The following is a 22,577-nucleotide window of genomic DNA, read 5'->3' as shown; positions in this document are numbered from 1 at the left end:
TATTATAAAATTTTTACTTGTAAATTTTATTAATTTAAAATCAATAAGCTTCGTCGTAATTTATTTGTTAAAAATGATTTTATCGCTAAATAATTAATTTTCCTTTTAATAGGAATTTTAAAAAACACCTCAAAATAAAGCCTCTGATCTTTTTTACTTCTTTGTTCAACTATTATTTTGATCGCAAGCTGTTGATGATTCTTACCTTTTTATTTCAGAAATCCGATTCACCTAAATTTAAGAAGTCAGTTTACATAATTTTGAAAAAAAAATAACTTATTAAAAGGTTTTAAAGAAAGCATTACACAATTTTAATATCGTTAATTATTTAATAATATGTTGTTTATCGATTATAATAGCTATATGAAGAAAATGCATTTAATAGTGAAATTTTTTTCTTTTTTTTGTTTGATAAAGTAAAGAAGTTGCGCTTTTTATGTAAATAAAAACTTATAAATAAAAAACTAGATATTATTGTAAAATTAGTGAAAATCAAGTTATTCACTATGTAATTAAAATCGTAAATTTTATTTCTTCAAAAAAAAACTAATATGAAAATTTCTATAATAACAGTATGTTACAATCGAAAAGCTACAATTGCAAAAGCAATTGAAAGCGTATTGGGACAGAGTTTTTATAATATAGAATATATCATAATTGATGGAAATTCTACTGATGGAACTACACAAATTATAGAGTCTTACAAACAACACTTAAGTCAATTTATTTCAGAGCCGGATAATGGAATGTATGATGCTATTAATAAAGGGTTAAAATTAGCAACGGGAGATGTTATTGGATTAATGCATTCTGACGATGAATTTTATGATAATAATGTTCTTAAAAGAATTGCGGCGCGATTTGCTGATGATCAAAGCATAGATGGCGTTTACGGGGATGGTATTTATGTTTCAAATGATGCAGAACAACGAATTATTCGAGATCGAATTGGAGGAGTTTTTAGCATCAACAAAATCAAGAAAGGTTGGTTGCCTTTGCATCCGACTGTTTATTTAAAAAAACCGATCATTGACAAACATGGTTTTTATAGACTTGATTTTAAAATAGCCTCTGATACTGAATTTTTAATTCGCTATCTATATCTACATAAAATTAAAATGAGTTACATCAATTCATACATCGTTAAAATGAGAATTGGTGGCATGAGCACAAATTTGAGAAGTATTATTGATGTTTTATATGAAGATTATAAAATCTATAAATTTCATGGTTTAATCGCATTTCAAGCGGTATTTCTTAAAAAAACTATTGCTTTGAGGCAATACCTAATTCAGTAGTTTAAACAAATGTTAATAATACCATTTTAAAATTAATGTTCATTTTTAAAAAAGTTTTTTAAGGTTTAGCTAAACTAAAAGCTACATATAAAATTGCAATTTAAAACGAATCAATTCCTTAGTAAAGCTTTGAATAATATTGCTCTACAAATTATAAAAGAAATTGAACGAAACTTTACAATAGTATTTTTAAAAAATATAAAAACAAATAAATTAATATGAAAAAAAACCTACCCTTTTTAATTTTATTTTCTTTATTGTTGGTACCGTCATGTACAACTAGAAAACAAATGCTGTATTTGCAAGATCTAGATAAATTTAAAAATGCTAAAATAAATTACGCATCTACAAAAATTCAACCCAATGATATTTTGAATATTGAAGTGAGTGATCTCAACCCAATAGTAGCCGCGCCTTTCAACAAGAATATGGCGTCTTCTAACCCACAGTTATCAGTTGAGATGATGAAATTAACAGGCTATTTAGTTACACCTCAAGGGGAAATCACTATGCCTATTTTAAATGAAATTGTAGTGAGAGGATTAACGCCTACAAATTTAGAGCGAAAAATAAAAGAGCGATTAGTAACCGAAGGATACTTAGTTAGTCCTACAGTACAAGTTCGTGTTGTGAATAATAAATTTACCGTTTTAGGCGAAGTTAATGCTCCTGGTGTCATACTTTTTACCGAAGAGTCGATAAGCTTATTAGACGCAATAGGATTTGCAGGAGATCTAACCTATTCAGCTATTCGAAAAGATATAATAATTATTAGAGAGTTAGACGGTCAACGTTTAGTTTACCATGTAGATTTAACAACATCAAAGTGGATGTCTAATGCAGATTTGCGAATTAGACAAAATGATGTTATTGTGGTGAAACCTAATAAACTTAAAGCAAATAGTGGCGGAGTAATCAAAGATCCATTGCAGGTTGTTGGTTTAGTACTCTCGGCATCCGCAGTATTTTTGCTACTAATTTTGTAGTATTAATCCTGACAAAATACGATTAGGCTTATAACTTATTAGTTGTTATAATATTTATCGAGATCATTAATGCTATTTTAATTAAATAAATCATTATGGATTTTAAAAAAGAATTTTTAAAATATTTTTTATACTGGCCTTGGTTTGCACTAAGTTTAATAGTGTGCTTAGGTGCAGCATTTATTTATTTAAAAATAGAGCCAGCTACTTATCAAACCTCGGCTTTGATTTTTCTGGATAAAGAACAAGAAGATAAATCAAAAATTATAACTATAACCACGAACCAAAAAAGCAGCGAAGAAAATATGGAAAATGAAATTAGACTGATTACGTCTAATGAATTTTTGCTCAACGTTGTTAAAAACACGAATTTAAATATTAGTTATTTTGAAAAGCTATACTCGGTTCAAAACAATGTTGTAAACAAAGTTCCTTTTATTATAATACCTACAATTTCTAAGGATTCATTACCACAAGTTTCTTACGAAATTCAAATAGATGATAAGGGATTTGTTATAACGGATCCGGATACAGAAAAAATCTATATTGTTACAGGATATAAAGGAAATCAAGTCGTCGAAGGATTACCTTTTAAAATACAATTAGCGCCAAAAGCGATGAAAAATCCCGCCGAATATTATCAAAATGAATACAAAATCACGCTGGAACCTACAGCTATTGCCCTTAAAAATTTGAAGGCTTCATTAATAGTTTTATCATCTTTAGAATCGAAAGGAACTTTAGAAATAAACCATATTGGATCAAGTCCTGTTAGATCAAGAAAAATATTAAATGAAATTATTGTTTTGTTAGACAAAAATATTGTTAACAATAAACAAAAATTATTTGTAAACACTGTTTCCTACTTAAATAAAAGAATAAAAAACTTTACTAAAGAAAAAGATTCTATCGAAAGTGTAAAGGAGAAATTTTTACAAACGAATGATATCTTAGTAATGGACAATTACATAGTTGAAAAAACTGCAGATAGAAGCATAAAAAACGCGAGTTTTATGATTAATCAAAAGCAAATTTCGCTCACGAGATATGCTATAAATACTATCAGAAATTCTAGTGCTAGTAGCACTCTTGGTTCGGATTACAATTTAGAGGCACCAACAGTTAATCAGATGCTTCTTAATTATAATACAAAACTTATGGATAGTCAATTAATTTTGCAAAGAGCACAAAAAAATAATCCTTCCTATATTTCTACAATGGGACAATTAAGCGTTTTAAAACAAGAGATCTTAAAGACGTTAGAGGGCTATTTAAACTTTTTAGTTCAGACTGATAAAGCGAACGTATATGAACAAAATTTAGCAGATTCTAAAGCTAAAAGTATTCCTACAAAAGATAAGATATTGGGTAATATAAATAGCAATTTAATCATGAAAGAAGAAACCTATTTAGCATTATTACAAAAAAGAGAAGAAGCAGTTTTAAATGGTGCAATTTTAGAATCAAATTTACAGACTTTAAATTTTCCAGAAACAAATTATTCTGCAATTTTCCCACAGCCTAGATCCTTTATGTTGGGAGCTTTTTTGTTCGGTTTACTTTTGCCATTTGGACTCATTTATGCAAGATTATCTCTTGATAGTAAAATACATAATGAAGAAGACATTCAAAAAGTTTTAGCAGATATTCCTATGTTAGGCTACATCCCGAAAATTAATACTGATGGTAAATTAGATAATACAGCTAATTCTCGGTCCCTTATTGCAGAGGCAACTCGGACATTGGTGTCAAATATATCGTATTTAGCAAACGGAAATAAGGAAGATAAAGGAAATATAATATTGTTTACGTCTTCTATTCAAGGAGAAGGAAAATCTTTTTGTGCCTTTCATACTGCAATATCAATAAGTAATCTTAATAAAAAAGTATTACTAATTGGTGTCGATTTAAGAAATCCTCAATTGCACGAATACTTTAGTTTAAACAAAAACATTTCAGGACTAACTGATTACCTATCTAATAAAAGCGATGACTGGAAAATATTTTTACAAAAAGACACCACTTTTTCTAAAAATTTAGATATCCTAGTAGCAGGAGAAATTCCTCCAAATCCAACTCAATTGTTAACCAATTCTAATTTTGAATCATTGATTGATGAGGCAAAAAATCTTTATGATTATATAGTGCTGGACACAGCACCCGTGCAAATGGTATCTGATACGCTCAATATAAGTTATTTAGCCGATGTAACAGTATTTGTTGCAAAATACGATTATACGGACAGGAGTAGTTTAGCTAATATAAATAGTTTCATTAAAAAAGAACAGTTAAAAAATGTAGGTATACTCATTAATGGGGTAAACATGAAAAATGCATCTGGATATGGTTATGGACGTAATTATGGCTATCAATATCAAGAAGTAAGTATAAAAAGACCTTGGTATAAACTTGTATAATATTTTTTTATACTCCAAAAAATGGAATGTAATATAATTTAAAAAAAATCAAATAATTTGAAATGCTTAATAAAATAGTTCAATTGTCGATGCTAGTAATTGCCTTTATAATTTTTTATTTTTCTTGGTTGTCAGATCCTAGATTTTCTAGTGAATCATATATACCAAAATGGCTTTTGAATTGGGGTAACGATTATTATAATTTGCGTACCGCTTTACCATTTATAGTTTTTGGTTTTTTATTGGAGTTTTACTCAAAGCAGAAAATTGAGGGAGAGATGAAGAGTACAATTTTTAACTTAATACGAAATGTAAGTATTGTTACAGCAGTTGTTTGCGTGTCCGAAATAGGACAATTATTTATTCAAAGTAGAAGTCCGGATTTATTAGATATTTTTTTCGGAATTGTGGGAAGTTTATTGGGAGCATTATTCTACAATTTATTAAAAAGATTAAGAAATGCGAAATAGACATAAATTAACTTTCATATTTTTCTGTGCTATTGCAGACATGATTGCAATGGTTATAGGTACGCTTATATTTATAAATTTTAATGCTAAGGTTAATACTGGGTGGAATGATTTGTTTCTTGATAAAATGATTGCAATTACATTTTTAAGTTGGTTGTTTTCTGTTACTTATTTTAAACTATATCGTGTGGACAGTCTTTTTAATTTAGAAGACTTTTTTAGTAATAGTTGGCGAGCGTTATTGCTACAGAGAATTTTGTGGCATGGTTACATTTTTATTTTTCAAGATGATTTATTAAATTTATATTGGACGAAGGCAAAATTGTTTCCGTTGTGTTTTTTATTAATTTATTTTTTGTTATCTCGAATTCTTTTCATGTTGATTAGAGAGAAAACTAAAAAGTCATTTTTTAAACCATATAAGGTGGCCATTTGGGGTTTTAATAAAACAAGCATCGAATTAGCTTCTCATTTAGAAACAAATTCATTCTTTATAGAATTCGTAGGCATTCTAAATGAAAATTCGACTACTACTTATTCAAATAACAAAGATTTCAGCTTAGAACTTTCAGAAGCTATTTTAAATGCTCATGCAAATAATATAAATGAAATGTACATTGTGTCATCACCGGATTTAATTGATGATTTGAATTATTTTTTTCAACTTGGGGATAGACATTGTATGCGATTAAAATTTGTTCCCGATTTTTCATTGATTTCTAAAAAACATTTTAGTTCAAGCCATTTAAATAATTTTCATGTTATAAATCCGCGTTTCGAGCCATTACAAAATACCTACAATCGATTGATAAAGCGAATTTATGATCTTATATTTAGTATTCTGGTAATTATTTTGATTATGTCGTGGCTTTACCCAATTGTAGCTTATTTTATAAGAAAACAAAGTAAAGGACCTGTCTTATTCAAACAAATACGAACCGGCAAAAAAAATGAACCATTTTATTGTTACAAATTTCGAAGTATGTACATAGACGGGGCAGATGAAAGTCAACAAGCCAAAAAAGGAGATCTTCGAGTAACGCCTGTAGGAAAATTTCTTCGGAAAACAAGTTTAGATGAGATGCCTCAATTTTTTAACGTTTTAGCGGGCAATATGAGTGTAGTAGGGCCACGTCCACACATGCTCAAGCATACATCCGATTACAATTGCCATATAGAGAATTTTATGGTCCGACATTTTGTAAAACCTGGAATTACAGGTTTAGCCCAGGTTTCAGGTTTAAGAGGAGAAACTAAAGAAGTGTCCGATATGAAAAGGCGAGTAAGTACCGACATCCAGTATTTACAGTCTTGGAGTATAATCAAAGATATTAAAATTTGCTTCTTAACAATTATTGTAACGCTTAAAGGAGATAAAAATGCTTTTTAATTTAAAAAAATAGAAATTATGGATATTACAAACTACCTCATTGGTTTGCTCACAGGAATCTCTGTGACAGCTTTTCTTATTGGAAAAGAATTATATAAATATTACACTAAATATATGATTCAAAAAAAACAATTGGATCGAGTTTTGAAGATGTACGACAAAATTAAGAATTTAAAAACTTCAGAAACTTCACATTTAAATGCGGGTTATTAGTTTTTCGATACTATTAATTAATAGCTAATATGCATTTTAAAATTACCAGAATGTGAATTTGTCATAATCCTATGGCATGACAAGGTTTGTGCTGTGATCTTTTTATTCTAGTTGTCGCAAAGCTTTAATAAAAAAACGCTACAATTTCTTGCAGCGTTTTAGTGGGGAGAGCAGGATTCGAACCTGCGAAGTTTACACAGCAGATTTACAGTCTGCCCTCGTTGGCCGCTTGAGTATCTCCCCCAAAAGCCTTTGAGCACAACAGCTACGCCGTTGTTTGCAGTGCAAATATAGAAACTGTTTTGGTTTATGCAAACTAATTTTCTACTTATTTTACTATTATTTTTAACGTATTGGTACTGAATAAAATAAAAAAAATCTCCGCTTGGGAGATTTTAATTATCTTTAAAAACTAAGATTATTTAGCTAAAAGTTCAATGATTTTAGCTCTTAGTTCTTCGCCTCGTAAATCTTTTGCTACAACATTACCTGATGCATCAAGAATAAAGGTAGCAGGAATAGATTGTACTTTATATTGCGCCGCAATAGGCTCATCCCAAAATTTTAGATTAGAAACTTGATTCCAAGTTAATTTATCTTTTAAGATCGCTTCTTTCCATTTAGCTTTGTCTTTATCTAATGAAACACCAATTATGTTAAGACCTTTGCTATGTAATTCTTTGTAGATAGCTACAACATTAGGATTTTCTTGACGACATGGACCGCACCATGAAGCCCAGAAATCAACTATTGTTACTTTTCCTAAACTTTCTTTTAAACTGATAATTTTTCCCTCTGGGTTAGGAGCGGAAAAATCTGATCTTCATTGACCGTCAGTTGCAGGGGCGGAAGCTCCAACAGCTGCAGGGGCTTTCATTTCGGCAAGTTTAGTCTTGATCGCTTTACCTGGCTTAGTGTTTTTTAATGATTCATCCAAACTATTGTATAATTTTTCAGATTTTGCAATATCAGCAGTAGGATCATTTAACATGCCTTGAACAATTAATGCAGAGATAAATGATTTTGGATGTGTTTCAGCGTATGATACATATTTAGCTTTTGAAGCAACACCAACTTCCTCCTGAATTTTGCTAAATTCTTTCATTAAACCATTTATTACAACAGTATCTTTAGTTTGTTGCGCGGTGTTCATCGCTTCCATATTTTTATTTTGGAATTCCATTAGTTTCTTTTGAACCTTAGTAATTTCCTCGTTAAAAGTTGCATACTCATCGTTATTATAAGTACCTGATACTTTTGATTTTTGAATACTATCTTTATTTATGGCAATAGTAACTTCTCCGTTTTCTAATATAAAAGGTATTTTAGCTTGTGCACCTTCTAATTGAATAGTATAAAATGCAGGCTCAGTGATTTTACCTTTCATCTCAAATTTACCATTCTCCACTTTTACGGTATCTTTTGCAAGAAGTCCCATACCGTTTTCATCTTGCGTTTCTAAGATGATAGTTTTACCATTTTCAATCCCTGTTGCAGTTCCTGAAATAATGTACTCGTCTTTGCCAACTTTGTTGCAAGATATTAGAACTACAGCTGCCGAAAGTAATAAAATTATTTTTTTCATTATAAATTAGTTAATTAAGTTAAGTGTGCAAAAGTATTCAAAATATTCAAATTACAATTTATTTTTGAACTTAAAATTTTGTTATATTTTAAATGAATCCACTCCTACAAACCATACAATATATCACTCTAATTTCAGGAGACTATATATTTTTACAACTTTGTACAGCTAACAAAAGAGCCTTGGAATTTCAATCGTTTTATAAGAATTTTAATGAGTATTATTATCTAATAATCTAATTTATGCAGTCAACACTGGTAACTATAAGTAAGGCGTTTTTTTGGATAATAAAAAAAGCATCCAATGGATGCTTTTATATTTGTAGATAAATGGTAATTAATCTTGATTGATCGTTTTTCTCCATATAAATGCATTTAAAATATGACGTTTTGCGAATCTCCCAGGAGAATCAGCATTAACCATTTTTACATAAGTTGCTTTTGGAACACTTATGTATTCATAAACGCTACCATTAGAAAAATTGATAATTAATCTTCCATCAACAAATTTATAGTCCGAGATTGTTGATGTGGATATTGTTTCAGTATACTCAGGTAAGTTTGCTTTGATAGTTTCAGGATTGATACTTACCAAAAAGTGGTATGCTTCAATAATTTTTTTACTGTTTTCCTCAGCAGCTTTTAATCCATCTTCATCTCCCTGAAACTTGTCAGGATGCGCTTCTTTCATCGCATTACGATAAATTGTTTTCAAATCTTTAAGCTCAGCAGTTTTATCTACATTAAGCAATTTACGGTATTCAACTATTTTTTTCATAAATAAGGTAACTACTTGTCTTTTAATGTAAAATCAATATAATTTTATTTTAAAAACGACAAATTTTTTGCAAAGGTACACTTTTTTTTATTTTATTCATTTTTGACTAGAAAATTTTAAAAAAAAGTATCTCATTACTAATATATTAATTTATTAAAATAACCCAGAGAGCTTAATTCCCCGATTTATTCATGAACACAAATTTGATTAAATAAAAACGATTAAAACTTAATTATCATTCTTAGATTGGCGAAGAGTTCGCCTAAGCTTATCAAAGTCCCATTTATTAGCATTTATATAAGCATAAATTGACAATTTTTAAAAAATTGAATATCTTAATTAGGCAGAAGCGTTATTGCTGCGGTTTATTATTAGCTTTATCAAAGTTTTTAGATTTCTTGGGATATTTATTGTAGCTAATGTCACTTGGATTTTCGATTATAGACTTAATTGTAATCCAATCTCCAATATTATATTTAGTTGCCATTTTGTAATCTAAAAGAAAGTCACCGCAGAAGAAGTTATTGTTTTCATCTTTTTCCATAATTCCTGTGTAAACTCCTTTTTGTAACATTCGTTCTTCAGATGCTTTTGTCATAATTTCATTTTTTATACTATTGCTAGCTGCAAAGTTAATCAAATATACTTTGTTTATTTTGCATTTAATCCTAACTAATTACCTTTGTGAAATGGAAAATTATTTTAGACCAAGCCCAAATTCTTTTAAAAATACTTTTTGTGTATTTCAAGAAATGCCAATGGAAAACACCAATAATTTAAAAATTCAATACGATAGTAAATCAGGAAGTAAATATTATTACACAGAATTAGGAATGTATCGATTATCCAACCACTGGGGACGACTAGCAAACAGCAAATGGCGTCTTGAACCTTTGCAGCCAGAAACATCGTTAAAGTTTAAATTAGGTTTTGCACTTTGGGAAAATTTTTATCCAGATAACGCCATCGAGGAACTTTACTATTTAGAAGTAAATTTTGAAAAAAACACCGTTAATTACCAGCATAAAAACAATCCTCAATATGATGGAAAAGCATTTTTAAGAACGACTTTTGAAACTACAAAACGCATTAAACAAGTCCGAAATATAATGTATTTAACCTCTTGGGCTAAATATTTAGAGAATGATGACATCGATTATTTACGAGAAAATATTAGTGCGGAATTAATTTATTCCAATAAAACCTTGGAACAAATAAAGAAGGAATTTATGTGAAACATTATTTTTACCGCTAATGTTGGTATTCAGTCGTTAATCATTATGTGCGATAAGTTCCAAATCATTAATCGTTATAGGTTTTGATATATAACCTAAAATATTTGAATATGATTTTGACTTATTTTTATCTTCAATTGCTATTGACGAACTAACAATGTAAACGACAATATTTTTTTTTAAGATAAGCGATAAATTGTCTATTTCGTCCATAAATTCCCAGCCATCCATTATAGGCATGTTAATATCTAATAGAATTACATCTGGAAGATTTTCAATAATTTCAATTAAACTATGAATCTGATCAATTGCTTCTTTTCCATTTTTAAAAGAAGAAATTTCAGAAAATATTTCTAATTTTTCAGCTAATTTATTTACTATTATTTGATAAATAGGATCATCATCAATAATCCAGATTGTTTTTTTTTTCATCGAATGTAGATTTTAAAAGTTGTCCCAATACCGAGCTCGCTATCCACTGTAATCATTCCTCCCATGGCATCAACTTGATTTTTTGTTATAAATAATCCAAGTCCTTTCGAATCAATGTTATTAGTAAAAGTTTTGTAAAGCCCAAATATTTTATCTGCATTGCGAACTAAATCAATTCCAATTCCATTATCAGAAATTTGAAGAACCTTTTTATCCCCTTCTTTGTCTATAGAAATTTTTATTTCAGGCTTACGATCGGAATGCCTATATCTTATGGAATTTGATATAATATTATACAAAATACTTTCAAGATATGCTGGGTTATAGGTAATTATAAATTCTTGTGGAATATCATTGACAATTTTCACTTCATTGGATCTAATTTGCTCGCCCAGCGCTGCATTAACTGTACTAATATATTGATGCAAATTTAAAGGTTCCGAGGATAAACCAACATTTGTTCTAATATTTATAACTTCATTTAAATGTAGCATGGTTTCATCTAGTGAACACGAAACTGTCTTTAATAAATTTAGCATTTGCTCCCGCTCTTCCTGAGATTCAGCACTTTCAATAAGCGATATAATGGATGAAATATTACTGGTGTGTGACCTTAAATTATGAGAGATGATATAGGAAAAATTAAGCAATCTTTTGTTTTGTTCGGATACCAGATCAAAAGAAGCATTTAATTCTTTTTCTGCTTCTTTCGTTTTTGTAATATCGATCATAATACCTTTTAAGTATAATGGAATACCATTTTCTATGACGATGTTAACAATATCTCTTAACCACACAATTGAACCATCTTTTGCAATCATCCGGTACTCAAAGTCGTGATTACTATTTTCTTTTGTTTTAGTTTTACAATATTGTGGAACCCACTCTTTATCTTCGTCATAAATATGATCGATCCAAAAAGAGGGATTGGATAACCATTCCTCGGGGGTGTATCCCAATATTTTAGTGACTTTTTGGCTAATAAACTTAAAATTAAAACTTTCAACGTCACATTCCCAAACAATCCCATCAATTGTATTTATTAAAGATTCTAATCTTGCTTGAGACTGCAGAATTATTTGCTCTGAAATTTTTCGATCTGTGATATCTTCTGTCGAAATAATTACTCTTTGTAAAGATTTTTCATATCCTTTGATGACATTCCATCTCAAATCAACATTTCTATATTCTCCAAAAGAAGTTTTTATTCTCGTATCAAAATTCACTTTATTTGCCTCTTGCGTAATCGCAACTATGATTTTACTAAAGTCAGATACCGCATCGGTATCAATAATATTTGTCAGTCCAGATGTTATTTCGCTTTTTGCCTTAGATTTGTATAAATCTAAACTCATGGTATTAACATTTATAATTTTTACGAGATCAATGCAATTACTTATCACCTCTGGATTCAAATCTAAATAACGAGTAACATCAAGTGGGTTTTGATTTATTAAATTTAGCTCAATAAGATAATTTTTAACACCAGAAAAATCCTCTTCCCATAAGGGAATAGGGGAGTCTTCAAACAAACTTTTAAATCGAGCTTCGCTTTTTTTAATTAGTTTTTCAGTTTCTTTCTTTGCTGAAATATCTTCGATAATTGCAATGTGATTAGTGAAAGATTTATCTTTTTTAAGTAGAGGCGAAACGGTTAAATTTGTCCAAATAATTTCGCCATTCTTGCTTATCAATCTTTTTTCCATCGAATAATGATTAATTTCACCTTTTTTTACTTTTTCAAATTGCAATATTTCCTCTTGTAAGTCGTCAGGATGAGTTATGGTTTTAAAATTTAACTTCTTCATCTCAGCTTCAGTATATCCTATTAAATTACAATACTGATTATTAATCTCAATAAAAGTTCCGGTTGTGGAATCTATGTGTGCTATTCCTACTGCTGCCTGATCAAATATAACTTCATATTTAATTTCCGAATTAAGTATCTTTAAGGCCTGAATTTTTACTAGAGATTGTAATTTTTTTGGCATTTGCAAAAGCGAGGTAATTAAAAATCCAAACAAAGCAGATAAAAAAACGCCAATGATAGCTTGAACGATAATTTGAAAATTAAAGTAACTTTGTTTTTTAGACACCAGATATAATTTCCAGTCACTATCAGGGATTTTTGTTGAAACGCTATAATTTTTTGTTAAATTAATATCGTTATTAAGAAAATAAGTTTCTTTTTTAGAATCAAAATCAAACTTGGAAAACTGAAAGTAATGTTTTGTACTATCAATACTGGTAATTCCTGCAGATTTAAGCAACTCATCTAGATTAAGAATAACAGCCGAAAAACCCCAGAATTTATTCTTTTCAAAAACTGGGAATCTGCCCACTATTCCTATTCCTCCTTGTTTTAACTTTAATGGACCGGCAAAATACATTTTTTGAGTAGCAATTGATTTTAATGCTTCATTTTTAAGATAAGGATCTGTTAAAATGTTCAAGTTTATTGCAGCTTCATTACCCTTTAAAGGATATATATATTTGATGATTCCTTGCGGAACTAGTTGAACTGTATTTATATTCGCGTTTGATTCAATAATTTTTTTTCCTATTGTTTCAAAATTTTTAGGTTTTCCTTGATCATCTATAGTTAACGCTAAAGTTAGTGTTGTAGTGTAACAATTTTTTAACGATTTTTCTAGATTTTGACTCACCACATTAAGAATCGAGCTCATTTCTCGTTTGTCGTTTTCCTTAGTTAACTTATACTGTTGAAAAACGAGGACAGCAACAATAAAGCTTAAAAATAAAAATACAAAAAGTCCGATTGTCTTTGGTCTGTTAAAAAAGTATTTAATGAATTTATTTTGTTTCTTTTCGGAAGTCATTTTCAATTGGTTGGTTTTGGAAACTTTAATTTAAAATAAATATATAATAAATGTTCAGAAAAATAAAGATTGTTGTAAAAAAAAGTTAAAAAATGCTGTTAAGCGGTTTTTTAAACTTGATTATTTAGTCGTTGTAAAATAAGTCCTTAATTTTTAATGATTTGCTGTTGAGATTTATATCAACCTTTGAAACCATCTTTTTTAAGTCAATACAATCTCCATTTTATTAGAATCTTAAAATTATAAAGTCTTGTGCTAAATATATTTATAAAAAATCATTTAAGATTTCATTAATAATCCGAACTTTGCATTTGCTATTAACGGAAAATATCCAAATTCATTTTACAAATAATTTTATGGGCAGGAATAACGAAAGAAATATAAAAAAGCACAATGATAAGTTGCACAAAGCGCAGGATAAAGTGAAGCAGGCTGAAATGTTACGAAAAGAAAAATTGAAGCAAATTGTCAAGAAGTTTAATGAAAATAACGACCAAGAAAACAAGTAAAAATTGCAATATGGAAAAGAATAAATTTCAAAACATAAAAACTGGCGTTCAGGAAATAATTGATTTTATTGCGGTAAAAAACGCTAAAGAAGCTAATAATAAGTTAGTGGAAGTCAGTGAAGATCTGGACGACCTATTAGATTTTTCTGATGAAGATAACGATTTAATAGAGGTGTCTCGGTACCAAGTATTACTCAATCAATTGCAGCAACGAATCATTGGGCTAAATGGGCAGTCGACAACTAGTATTTAAAGTTTAGGTTTAAAATAATTATGATGAAATGTTACTGCGGTTCCTTAAAAATTTTCCAAGAATGCTGTGAGCCTGTCATCAATGGTTTGAAAAAAGCGCCAACAGCCGAAGCTTTAATGCGTTCACGATATTCGGCCTATTCTATTCATCATGCGAATTATTTAATAAAAACGACCCATGTTTCTCAGCGAAAATATTATTCTAAAGCTCAAATTTTAAATTGGGCGACGAGCAATAAATGGATTAATTTAAAAATTATTAGTACTACCGAATTTACAGTAGAATTCGAAGCTTATTTTTTAGACAGTAAACAACAAAGTAAAATTCATTATGAACTTTCTAATTTTGTTTTTGAAAATGGGAATTGGTTTTACGTGGATGGACAATTTATTTAGAATATGTGATCTTAAAAAGTAGAAAACCTATTTTAAATAAGCATAAAGTGCCATGATAAGTTTCATCTAAAGTTACAATGTAAACATGCAGTTAGTTTTACAATGAAAATTAATTAGAATTTATAACCAACGCCAAGTCTAATCATTCTATTTTTGACTTCAAAATTATCCTTTCCACGCAAATCGGTAAGTCCTAAAAAATAATTGCTTTCTACTAATAAGTTATCGTTAATATCGTAATTTGCCCCAAAAGTTAAACCGTAATCACTGTAATTCCACTCATTTTTTAAATCAGTTTCAAAATTGCTATCTTGCTTTGAAATATTTTTAAAAGTATTTTTCACTCCTAAAATCCGTCCGTAATACCAGCCTGCTTTTACGTTAAACTTCTTTAATAAATAATACTTCGCGGTTACAACAAGAGAAAGTAAATTAAGCTGATTTATATTCTGCAAATCCCCCAATATAAAATGAAGGTTTAAATGTATTTTTTTCATTTTTGATATTTTCAAATCTAAAATTACTCAAGATACCTCCAGCTTTTACACCTGCAGAAAATTGTTGGAAACAATTACAAGAAAATAAAAAAGTAAAAACGACTAAAATTTGCTTGATGTATAATTTTTTAAAGGTTAAATTTTTTAGTTGTTCGGATTTAAAATTAAGCAAAGTTTCATAAATCAACTTGTTGTAGTTGATAGTTTTTTTGAGCAAAAGAACTGAAATACAAATTAAAGCCAGCATTATTTTGCCACAAAAAAAGAGACGTGATTGCCTCTTTGAATTTACTAAAGATTTTTACAATGGCTTTTAGAGTTAATAAATTATCAACTAATTTAATATAGGTTGCATTGGAGATTCAACAGAGGGCGATTGTAGTTATTAATCTACGAACGTTTCTCTGCGGACATTCTTGACTTTCGTAATTTCATTTTCCTTTAAATTCCCTAAAACTTTAATTATTCTTCGTCTGTCAATAGTTCTAATTTGTCCGCCGCGTTGGACTCAATCGAATGATATTGTTTGTCTTTCAGGAGCAACATACTCTTCGCACTTGGCAGATATTTTATTTTTTAAATAAACTTATTGCAAGTATCCCAATCAATATTATGTTTGTCCATAATAAATATTGTTCAGATTCTCTACTTTTGTCAGTTTTAAAAGTTAATTCTTTAGCTAATAGGGCTTTTTGAATTTTAATATTTTGGTTTGTTATTATTTTGAAATTAAAATTGCTTGCACTGTCAAAAGATTCTTTAATATAAATAATTTCATTTTTCATATTTTTGGCAACTAACCAAAATTTTCCGCCCTCATTGTCAATGCAAAAATCAGAAGTTTCGTTCGGTTCTAATTTTGTAATATATTGTACATAATTTCCATCGCTGTTTCCGTAATCTTGCCAAAATGCTACTGCATAAATCTTTAAATTCTGTTCAGTTAAATTTTGTGTTTTTATATCGATTGGTGTAGAAGCTCCAAAACAAGAACTAAATAAAAAATTACAACCTAATGAAGTCATTCCAATAATGATTCCAAAATATGTAAGTAATTTAAGCGTAATTCTTTTGTCGGTTGAACTAAAATATTTAATTATTAAAATAACAATAATTAGGAATATAGAAAAAAATAGTATGCTCATTTTTTTGGTTTTTCGTTAAAATTGCTAATGATTTGTTTCAAAGCGATTTGAACTACCTTACTTATTTGTCATGCAAAGCTTTCTACCACTTTTTTACTTTTCAAATGTATTAAATTATTCTTACAAATTTCTTAATGAATTTTAATTTTTCATATTCCTTTAGGAGAAAATTTTTGATTATACCTCAATTCCCGCGTGAGTGATGGCAGTGGAAATCCTCCCGTTTTTCAGGGAGATTGAAGCGTACAGCACGACCGCGCTGAAACGATAGTGGAAGCGGGGGCACGCCCAAGATGTTTTGGAAATGATTTTAATACTAAAAATGCTTTTAACTAAAAATTAATAAACGTTTGCAAACAGGTCTTTTAAAATAGTGTAATTTTAACATCTATGAAAAATGACATAAATAAAGGTTTTCATTTCAAGACATACGAAGCGCCCTATCAATCTCCTTTTGATAGGCTTTTTAGTGTTTTTAAGGAATTGATTACGCATACTTCGGGTGATTTTGATGAAGCAATCGACTGGTTGCGGCAACTGGATGTTGAATATAAATTGACTACGCCAGAATATACGATTGACGATTTTATTGAAGATTTAAAGAAAAAAGGCTACATCCGAGAGGAAATAAAAGGAGATGGATCTGGCGGAATGGGCATAACTGCCAAAACCGAAAGGGCGATTCGTCAAGCTGCTTTGGAACAAATCTTTGGTAATCTTAATAAATCGGGTAGTGGTAATCACAAAACTAAAAGTGGTGGAAACGGTGACGAACACACTGGTGATTATAGAAATTTCCAGTTTGGGGATACTATCGAGCAAATTTCCCTAACTGAAAGTCTGAAAAATGCCCAAATCAATAATGGAGTGGGAGAGTTTAAACTTACTGAAAATGATCTAATTGTTGAAGAAAATCATCATAAATCCCAAATGAGTACCGTTTTGATGATTGACATTTCACACAGTATGATTTTGTACGGCGAAGACCGAATTACACCTGCGAAAAAAGTAGCAATGGCGCTTGCTGAATTAATTACAACGCGTTACCCAAAAGATACATTGGATATTCTAGTTTTTGGTAACGATGCTTGGACTATTCAAATTAAAGATTTGCCCTATCTACAAGTGGGACCTTATCATACCAATACTGTGGCAGGACTGCAACTTGCGATGGATATTTTGAGAAGGAAACGTAATACAAACAAACAAATTTTTATGATTACTGATGGTAAACCTAGCTGTGTTCGCGAGAAAAACGGTGAATATTATATGAACAGTAATGGTTTAGATCAATATATTGTTGATAAATGTTATACGCAGGCCGCACAAGCGCGCAAATTGCATATTCCAATCACGACATTTATGATTGCAAACGATCCGTATTTACAAAAGTTCGTTAATAGATTTACTGAAGCCAATCAAGGAAAAGCATTCTATACGGGTCTTAAAGGTCTTGGCGAGATGATTTTTCAAGATTATGAAAGTAACAGAAAGAAAAAGCTAAAATAATAGAAAGTATTTAATCCCGAAAATGAATGGGATTGACATTTAATATACATAGTTGAAAATCATTATCGATGCAACAAATAGCATTACAATTTATAAAAATACAATTTACAGAAATACAAAATAAAATGAAAGAAAACACATTAGGCGAATTATTGCAATCAGGATATAAATCGAAGCATATTAAAGATGAACTTCGAGATAATTTACGCACAAAATTAAAAAACAATGAAACGACTTTTGAAGGAGTTCATGGCTTTGAAAACACAGTTATTCCTGAACTAGAACGTGCCATATTATCAAAGCATAATATCAATTTATTAGGATTGCGTGGTCAAGCCAAAACACGATTGGCACGCAAAATGATCGAACTTTTAGACGAATATATTCCCGTGGTTGCAGGTTCAGAAATTAATGACGATCCGTTAAATCCGCTTTCTCGCTACGCAAAAGAATTAATTGCCGAAAAAGGGAATGATACGCCAATCACTTGGTTACACAGAAGCGAACGTTTCTTTGAAAAATTAGCTACACCAGATGTAACAGTTGCCGATTTAATTGGGGATGTTGATCCGATTAAAGCAGCGAACTTAAAATTAAATTATTCAGATGAACGTGTAATTCATTTTGGTATGATCCCGCGCGCAAATCGTTGCATTTTTGTGATCAACGAATTACCTGATTTACAAGCTCGAATTCAAGTTGCATTGTTTAATATTTTGCAAGAAGGCGATATCCAAATTCGGGGATTCAAACTGCGTTTACCAGTTGATGTTCAATTTATATTTACTGCAAATCCAGAGGATTATACAAATCGTGGAAGTATTGTAACGCCGTTGAAAGATAGAATTGGTTCGCAAATTTTGACTCATTACCCAGAAACTTTAGAAATTGCAAAAACAATTACGCAGCAAGAAGCTAAATTTGCTGATGAAATAAAAGAGGCAATTCACGTTCCTGCTTTGGCTAAGGATTTACTAGAACAAATTGTTTTTGAAGCACGTGAAAGCGAATATATTGATGCTAAAAGTGGCGTTTCGGCTCGTATGAGCATAACAATGTTTGAAAATTTAATGGCAACTGCTGAGCGCAGAAGTCTGCTTTCCGGAGATGATAAAACTACGATTAGATTATCTGATTTTATGGGTGTCATTCCAGCTATAACTGGTAAAGTTGAGTTGGTTTATGAAGGCGAACAAGAAGGTGCTGCAAAGGTTGCTGGTATTTTATTGGGCGATGCTATTCATACTTTATTTCCAGGTTATTTTCCAAAGATCGAAAAATTAGAACGGGAGAATGAAAAAAATGCTTATTCTGATTTATTAGAATGGTTTTTTGCCGAAACAGGATTTGAATTATTAGATGAAGCTTCAGATTCAGAATATCGATCTATTTTAGACTCGGTTAAACCGTTGGAAATTTTAATAAAGAAATACCAACCAGAAGCCGATAAGCGAGATATTCATTTCATCAAGGAATTTATTCTTTGGGCAATGGTTGAATATGAGAAATTATCTAAAAACAGAATTGAGAAAGGAAATCAATTTAAAGATTTATACAGCAATTTTATAAATAAATTGTAGTAATTTGTGAAAAGGAAGATTGTAAAAACTTAATCAGTATCAAACTGATAATTTTTTACAGTCTTTCTTTTTTTATGCGCTTTAGTCTCAGTTTTTCAATGCGGATAAACTATTTCCTAAAAATCATTAGTCCGGATAATTACCATTTTTTCAAAATTAAAAGTAATCAAGATTAAAATAAAATTTATTTGATCTCAAATTTCTTAGCTTTTTTTTTTAAAATATCATCTAGTTCACAATAAGACTTTATGATTCACAATATGATTTTTATAACTACTTTATTTAGCCTTATAATTTTTCTTAATAGAATTATAAGAACAGTCTCAATGTTTTAGAAATTAATAACACAGTACCAACTTAATTTAGTTTACCTTGGCTCATTGGCGGTATTTTTGGTCAATTTTAAAGATATGGAAAATAAATTTGAAGAATTAATTGCTTCTTATATTGAAAATAAAGTAGGGATTGCTGAACATTTTTTAAGCGATTCGTTGGCTTCTGGCTTGAAGCAAAATATACTACTTTTAAATCAGCAAAATCTGCTTATTGAAGCTGGTACCGGTAATTCAAATGTTATTTCTTATGACAGTGCGGTTAGGAGCGACTCCATTTATTGGCTTGACAAAAAAAATAATAATCCATTCGAAAATGAATTTTTTGCTTTAATTGAAGAATTTATTCACTACCTAAATGAAAGCTGCTATGCAGGAATTACGGGTTATGAATTTCATTATTCGCTATACGAATCAGGTGACTTTTACTTAAAGCATTTGGACCAATTTAAAACTAATCCGAGTCGGAAATACTCGATGATTAGTTACTTAAATGCAAATTGGCAAGAAAGTGACGGCGGAGAATTATTGATTCATCAATTAGACAATAATCAGAAAATAGCGCCAACTCAAGGGAAGACTATCTTTTTTAAAAGTGATGAATTAGTGCACGAAGTTTTGGTAACAAATAATACCCGAATGAGTGTTACAGGCTGGCTAAAAAGTGATTAAAAACTGCTTTAATTTCCTTTCAATCGAATGAATATTTTTTTGAGTAAACGCTTGCCGTCTCTGGTACTTTTTGGAGCTTCGGTAGCTATTAATTTTCCGTTTTTTTTAGTAAACTGATAACTAAAAGCAAATTGTGGGTTAGTTGCATCAGTATTTAAAAGTCCAAAACGCAAATCATTGAAATACAAAATTTTATTTTTTTCAGAGATAATATACCATCCTTCGCTCGCTATTTTAAGTTTTTCAAAATCAGAATTCTGTCTTAATTTAGATTCTAAATTTTTATTTTTACTGTAAGTTTTAAATGAAATGGGTTGAGTATCAAAAAAGGAATAATCGGCCAACAAATAATTTTTTGAGGTTGATACATTTGCATTCCATAAAATGAGATTAAAAGCGGTGGGTTTTACAATTATTTCCTGGTAAGTAATATTTTGTTCTACTAATGCTTTTTCAAATTGTGAAAGCGCGAAGAGTTTGAGAAAACAAGAAAGAAGTAGATAACAGCTACTAAACAACAAGCTTCTGATTGCGTAATTTTTTCTTTTGATTAAATCTTTTGATTTCCACACCAAGATTAAAAAAACAACTAATGGAACGGTGTATAATGGATCAATTACAAAGATTGTTTTGAACGCAAATCGATGTTCTATAGGCCATAATACTTGAGTTCCCCAGGAGGTAAATATATCCAATAAAACATGTGTAAACAAACACCAAAACACCATGTTAGTAGCCTGAAGAAAGCTGATTTTATATTTTTCAATTTTAGAAATAATTGATCCTAAAAATGGAGATAGAAATAAAAACAAAAAAAGAGAATGACTTATTCCGCGATGAATAAGCACCGCATCTACAGGATTTAGTAACATTCCCACCACAACATCAAGATCAGGAAGTGTGCCCAAAATTGCACCATAAAGAAAAGTTTTATTTTTCAGTTTTTTGCCAGCGCAAACTTCTGCGACAGCAATTCCAAGAGCGATTTGGGTAAAAGAATCCATTTGACAAAAATAGTAGAATTGAACTGATTATTTAAGGTAAATTATTAAACTAAAAATTAATTTACTTAATGCAACAAGCCTTTAAATATGCAATATATAGTAGTTTTGTGTTTTTTAAAAAAATAGATATGTTATTTTTAATTTTAAGTGTTATTTGCAGTGTAACAGTTGGCGTGATTTTTAAAATTTCCCGAAAATATGATGTCAATGCATATCAAATTGTAGCTTCAAATTATATTTTTGCTTTAATTCTTTGTTATGGATTTTTTAGTCCCGATTTACGCATAGTTACGGCTGATTCACCTTGGATTTTATATATTTCGATTGGTATTTTACTTCCATCCGTATTTTTATTTTTAGTAGCATCAATAAAGCACATTGGTATTGTAAAAACTGATGCAGCTCAAAGACTTTCTCTTTTTATACCTATTTTGGCAGCTTGGTTTATTTTTAAGGAAGATTTTAACTCATTAAAAATAATTGCTTTACTTATTGGTTTTCCAGCAATTTTATTTATTCTATCCAAACCATCCCAAACCACTGAAAATAAATGGATTTATCCAACTGTTGTTTTACTTGGTTTTGGAACAATTGATATTTTATTTAAGCAAATCGCGCTACACACATCGCTTCCTTACACTACATCTTTAATTATCATTTTTGGAATTGCATTGCTAATTATGGCAGCAGTGGTGACTTATCAATTAATTTTTAATAAACTCGAGCTACAATTAAAAAATTTAATTTTTGGTAGTTTAGTGGGTGCTTTTAATTTCGGAAATATTTTATTTTATTTAAAAGCACACCAAGAATTTTCTCAAAATCCATCTACCGTTTTTGCAGGTATGAATATGGGTGTGATCATCTTAGGAAGTCTTGTAGGTATAATTATTTTTAAAGAAAAGTTAACAAAACTTAATTATTTCGGCTTGTTTTTAGCATTGATAGCGATCATTCTTATTGTGTTTTCACAAATGCAGTAATCGTCAGAGACTTAATTTTTTTCGTCAGCAAATAATCTGTTTACACATTTCCAGT

The 22,577-nt window shown here is 29.8% G+C and carries 23 protein-coding genes and 1 tRNA gene; 14 read left to right on the top strand and 10 right to left on the bottom strand.

The features are described from left to right. Positions 1-551: 551 nt before the first annotated feature. From BUB42_RS07405 to BUB42_RS07380, 6 genes are all read left to right on the top strand, one after another. Positions 552-1,298: a glycosyltransferase family 2 protein gene (locus BUB42_RS07405; RefSeq protein ID WP_073018741.1), complete on the top strand. Its 747-nt coding sequence runs from the start codon at positions 552-554 to the stop codon at positions 1,296-1,298. Between the two features lie 218 nt (positions 1,299-1,516). Beyond that, positions 1,517-2,284, top strand: a complete 768-nt coding sequence (locus BUB42_RS07400; protein ID WP_073018739.1) for a polysaccharide biosynthesis/export family protein — start codon at positions 1,517-1,519, stop codon at positions 2,282-2,284. 95 nt (positions 2,285-2,379) lie between these two features. Continuing rightward, entirely contained in the window at positions 2,380-4,701 is a 2,322-nt protein-coding gene (locus tag BUB42_RS07395) for a polysaccharide biosynthesis tyrosine autokinase (RefSeq protein ID WP_073018727.1), read from the top strand. 62 nt (positions 4,702-4,763) lie between these two features. Beyond that, entirely contained in the window at positions 4,764-5,171 is a 408-nt protein-coding gene (locus BUB42_RS07390; protein ID WP_084118299.1) for a VanZ family protein, read from the top strand. Next, positions 5,161-6,561 carry an exopolysaccharide biosynthesis polyprenyl glycosylphosphotransferase gene (locus BUB42_RS07385; protein ID WP_073018723.1) on the top strand — a complete coding sequence of 467 codons (1,401 nt, stop codon included), beginning with the start codon at positions 5,161-5,163 and terminating at the stop codon, positions 6,559-6,561. The genes BUB42_RS07390 and BUB42_RS07385 overlap by 11 nt, the downstream gene beginning before the upstream one ends. Before the next feature lie 18 nt (positions 6,562-6,579). Continuing rightward, positions 6,580-6,774: a hypothetical protein gene (locus tag BUB42_RS07380; protein WP_073018721.1), complete on the top strand. Its 195-nt coding sequence runs from the start codon at positions 6,580-6,582 to the stop codon at positions 6,772-6,774. A 162-nt stretch (positions 6,775-6,936) separates the two neighbouring features. Here the strand turns inward: BUB42_RS07380 and BUB42_RS07375 are convergent. The 5 genes from BUB42_RS07375 to BUB42_RS07355 form a co-directional block, all read right to left on the bottom strand. Next, positions 6,937-7,017: transfer RNA gene (locus tag BUB42_RS07375), tRNA-Tyr, on the bottom strand. Positions 7,018-7,192: 175 nt separating this feature from the next. After that, positions 7,193-7,558, bottom strand: coding sequence for a TlpA family protein disulfide reductase (locus tag BUB42_RS16915; RefSeq protein WP_396177676.1), 366 nt, complete (start codon positions 7,556-7,558; stop codon positions 7,193-7,195). Between the two features lie 39 nt (positions 7,559-7,597). Further along, entirely contained in the window at positions 7,598-8,359 is a 762-nt protein-coding gene (locus tag BUB42_RS07365; protein WP_073018719.1) for a DUF4369 domain-containing protein, read from the bottom strand. A gap of 336 nt (positions 8,360-8,695) precedes the next feature. Beyond that, a complete protein-coding gene (locus tag BUB42_RS07360; RefSeq protein WP_073018717.1) occupies positions 8,696-9,136 on the bottom strand; it encodes a KTSC domain-containing protein in 441 nt (146 codons plus the stop codon). Between the two features lie 352 nt (positions 9,137-9,488). Continuing rightward, positions 9,489-9,734, bottom strand: coding sequence for a hypothetical protein (locus BUB42_RS07355; RefSeq protein WP_073018715.1), 246 nt, complete (start codon positions 9,732-9,734; stop codon positions 9,489-9,491). 91 nt (positions 9,735-9,825) lie between these two features. Here BUB42_RS07355 and BUB42_RS07350 point away from each other — a divergent pair, with 91 nt between their 5' ends. Then, positions 9,826-10,371, top strand: coding sequence for a hypothetical protein (locus BUB42_RS07350; protein WP_073018713.1), 546 nt, complete (start codon positions 9,826-9,828; stop codon positions 10,369-10,371). Positions 10,372-10,407: 36 nt separating this feature from the next. On the opposite strand, the gene BUB42_RS07345 is transcribed toward BUB42_RS07350, so the two are convergent. Both BUB42_RS07345 and BUB42_RS07340 read right to left on the bottom strand, forming a co-directional pair. After that, positions 10,408-10,803, bottom strand: coding sequence for a response regulator (locus BUB42_RS07345; protein WP_073018712.1), 396 nt, complete (start codon positions 10,801-10,803; stop codon positions 10,408-10,410). Beyond that, positions 10,800-13,643 (bottom strand): PAS domain S-box protein, encoded by a 2,844-nt coding sequence (locus BUB42_RS07340; RefSeq protein ID WP_073018710.1) that lies wholly within the window; start codon positions 13,641-13,643, stop codon positions 10,800-10,802. Before BUB42_RS07340 ends, BUB42_RS07345 begins: the two co-directional genes overlap by 4 nt. 356 nt (positions 13,644-13,999) lie before the next feature. Between BUB42_RS07340 and BUB42_RS16390 the strand changes: the two genes are divergently transcribed. The 3 genes from BUB42_RS16390 to BUB42_RS07325 are packed head-to-tail and all read left to right on the top strand — an operon-like array spanning position 14,000 to position 14,800. After that, on the top strand, positions 14,000-14,152 hold the full coding sequence (locus BUB42_RS16390) for a hypothetical protein (RefSeq protein WP_170857197.1): 153 nt from the start codon (positions 14,000-14,002) through the stop codon (positions 14,150-14,152). A gap of 10 nt (positions 14,153-14,162) precedes the next feature. Then, complete coding sequence (locus tag BUB42_RS07330; RefSeq protein WP_073018697.1) at positions 14,163-14,405, top strand: hypothetical protein; 243 nt, start codon at positions 14,163-14,165, stop codon at positions 14,403-14,405. 23 nt (positions 14,406-14,428) lie between these two features. Continuing rightward, the gene (locus BUB42_RS07325; protein ID WP_317614895.1) at positions 14,429-14,800 is read left to right on the top strand and encodes a YchJ family protein; all 372 of its coding nucleotides are present in this window, start codon (positions 14,429-14,431) and stop codon (positions 14,798-14,800) included. Positions 14,801-14,913: 113 nt separating this feature from the next. Here the strand turns inward: BUB42_RS07325 and BUB42_RS07320 are convergent, their stop codons facing one another. Beyond that, complete coding sequence (locus BUB42_RS07320; protein ID WP_084118298.1) at positions 14,914-15,297, bottom strand: outer membrane beta-barrel protein; 384 nt, start codon at positions 15,295-15,297, stop codon at positions 14,914-14,916. Between the two features lie 569 nt (positions 15,298-15,866). After that, entirely contained in the window at positions 15,867-16,442 is a 576-nt protein-coding gene (locus BUB42_RS07310; RefSeq protein ID WP_073018689.1) for a hypothetical protein, read from the bottom strand. 390 nt (positions 16,443-16,832) lie between these two features. On the opposite strand from BUB42_RS07310, the gene BUB42_RS07305 reads away from it, so the two are divergent. The 3 genes from BUB42_RS07305 (at position 16,833) to BUB42_RS07295 (ending at position 20,535) form a co-directional block, all read left to right on the top strand. Further along, entirely contained in the window at positions 16,833-17,951 is a 1,119-nt protein-coding gene (locus tag BUB42_RS07305; RefSeq protein WP_073018687.1) for a vWA domain-containing protein, read from the top strand. 125 nt (positions 17,952-18,076) lie between these two features. After that, a complete protein-coding gene (locus BUB42_RS07300; protein ID WP_170857198.1) occupies positions 18,077-19,531 on the top strand; it encodes a sigma 54-interacting transcriptional regulator in 1,455 nt (484 codons plus the stop codon). 410 nt (positions 19,532-19,941) lie between these two features. Beyond that, a complete protein-coding gene (locus tag BUB42_RS07295; RefSeq protein ID WP_073018683.1) occupies positions 19,942-20,535 on the top strand; it encodes a 2OG-Fe(II) oxygenase in 594 nt (197 codons plus the stop codon). A gap of 8 nt (positions 20,536-20,543) precedes the next feature. Here the strand turns inward: BUB42_RS07295 and BUB42_RS07290 are convergent, their stop codons facing one another. Next, entirely contained in the window at positions 20,544-21,539 is a 996-nt protein-coding gene (locus BUB42_RS07290) for a metal-dependent hydrolase (protein WP_073018681.1), read from the bottom strand. Positions 21,540-21,667: 128 nt separating this feature from the next. Between BUB42_RS07290 and BUB42_RS07285 the strand changes: the two genes are divergently transcribed. After that, entirely contained in the window at positions 21,668-22,522 is an 855-nt protein-coding gene (locus BUB42_RS07285) for a DMT family transporter (RefSeq protein ID WP_073018798.1), read from the top strand. Positions 22,523-22,577: the final 55 nt, after the last annotated feature.

The sequence above is a fragment of the Flavobacterium micromati genome, assembly GCF_900129585.1.
Classification (GTDB): Bacteria; Bacteroidota; Bacteroidia; order Flavobacteriales; family Flavobacteriaceae; genus Flavobacterium; species Flavobacterium micromati.
Note: the sequence above shows the minus strand (reverse complement) of the source record. Positions and strands in the feature narration are given on the sequence as shown.

Excerpts from the sequence above, each read along its gene's own strand:
- BUB42_RS07390 (WP_084118299.1), top strand. The coding sequence starts at position 4,764 with ATGCTTAATAAAATAGTTCAATTGTCGATGCTAGTAATTGCCTTTATA.
- BUB42_RS07395 (WP_073018727.1), top strand. The coding sequence starts at position 2,380 with ATGGATTTTAAAAAAGAATTTTTAAAATATTTTTTATACTGGCCTTGG.
- BUB42_RS16390 (WP_170857197.1), top strand. The coding sequence starts at position 14,000 with ATGGGCAGGAATAACGAAAGAAATATAAAAAAGCACAATGATAAGTTG.
- BUB42_RS07300 (WP_170857198.1), top strand. The coding sequence starts at position 18,077 with ATGAAAGAAAACACATTAGGCGAATTATTGCAATCAGGATATAAATCG.
- BUB42_RS07320 (WP_084118298.1), bottom strand. The coding sequence starts at position 15,297 with ATGAAAAAAATACATTTAAACCTTCATTTTATATTGGGGGATTTGCAG.
- BUB42_RS07305 (WP_073018687.1), top strand. The coding sequence starts at position 16,833 with ATGAAAAATGACATAAATAAAGGTTTTCATTTCAAGACATACGAAGCG.
- BUB42_RS07405 (WP_073018741.1), top strand. The coding sequence starts at position 552 with ATGAAAATTTCTATAATAACAGTATGTTACAATCGAAAAGCTACAATT.
- BUB42_RS07385 (WP_073018723.1), top strand. The coding sequence starts at position 5,161 with ATGCGAAATAGACATAAATTAACTTTCATATTTTTCTGTGCTATTGCA.
- BUB42_RS07295 (WP_073018683.1), top strand. The coding sequence starts at position 19,942 with ATGGAAAATAAATTTGAAGAATTAATTGCTTCTTATATTGAAAATAAA.
- BUB42_RS07310 (WP_073018689.1), bottom strand. The coding sequence starts at position 16,442 with ATGAGCATACTATTTTTTTCTATATTCCTAATTATTGTTATTTTAATA.
- BUB42_RS07325 (WP_317614895.1), top strand. The coding sequence starts at position 14,429 with ATGAAATGTTACTGCGGTTCCTTAAAAATTTTCCAAGAATGCTGTGAG.
- BUB42_RS07400 (WP_073018739.1), top strand. The coding sequence starts at position 1,517 with ATGAAAAAAAACCTACCCTTTTTAATTTTATTTTCTTTATTGTTGGTA.
- BUB42_RS07340 (WP_073018710.1), bottom strand. The coding sequence starts at position 13,643 with ATGACTTCCGAAAAGAAACAAAATAAATTCATTAAATACTTTTTTAAC.
- BUB42_RS07355 (WP_073018715.1), bottom strand. The coding sequence starts at position 9,734 with ATGACAAAAGCATCTGAAGAACGAATGTTACAAAAAGGAGTTTACACA.
- BUB42_RS07345 (WP_073018712.1), bottom strand. The coding sequence starts at position 10,803 with ATGAAAAAAAAAACAATCTGGATTATTGATGATGATCCTATTTATCAA.
- BUB42_RS07360 (WP_073018717.1), bottom strand. The coding sequence starts at position 9,136 with ATGAAAAAAATAGTTGAATACCGTAAATTGCTTAATGTAGATAAAACT.
- BUB42_RS07380 (WP_073018721.1), top strand. The coding sequence starts at position 6,580 with ATGGATATTACAAACTACCTCATTGGTTTGCTCACAGGAATCTCTGTG.
- BUB42_RS07330 (WP_073018697.1), top strand. The coding sequence starts at position 14,163 with ATGGAAAAGAATAAATTTCAAAACATAAAAACTGGCGTTCAGGAAATA.
- BUB42_RS07350 (WP_073018713.1), top strand. The coding sequence starts at position 9,826 with ATGGAAAATTATTTTAGACCAAGCCCAAATTCTTTTAAAAATACTTTT.
- BUB42_RS07365 (WP_073018719.1), bottom strand. The coding sequence starts at position 8,359 with ATGAAAAAAATAATTTTATTACTTTCGGCAGCTGTAGTTCTAATATCT.
- BUB42_RS07290 (WP_073018681.1), bottom strand. The coding sequence starts at position 21,539 with ATGGATTCTTTTACCCAAATCGCTCTTGGAATTGCTGTCGCAGAAGTT.
- BUB42_RS07285 (WP_073018798.1), top strand. The coding sequence starts at position 21,668 with ATGTTATTTTTAATTTTAAGTGTTATTTGCAGTGTAACAGTTGGCGTG.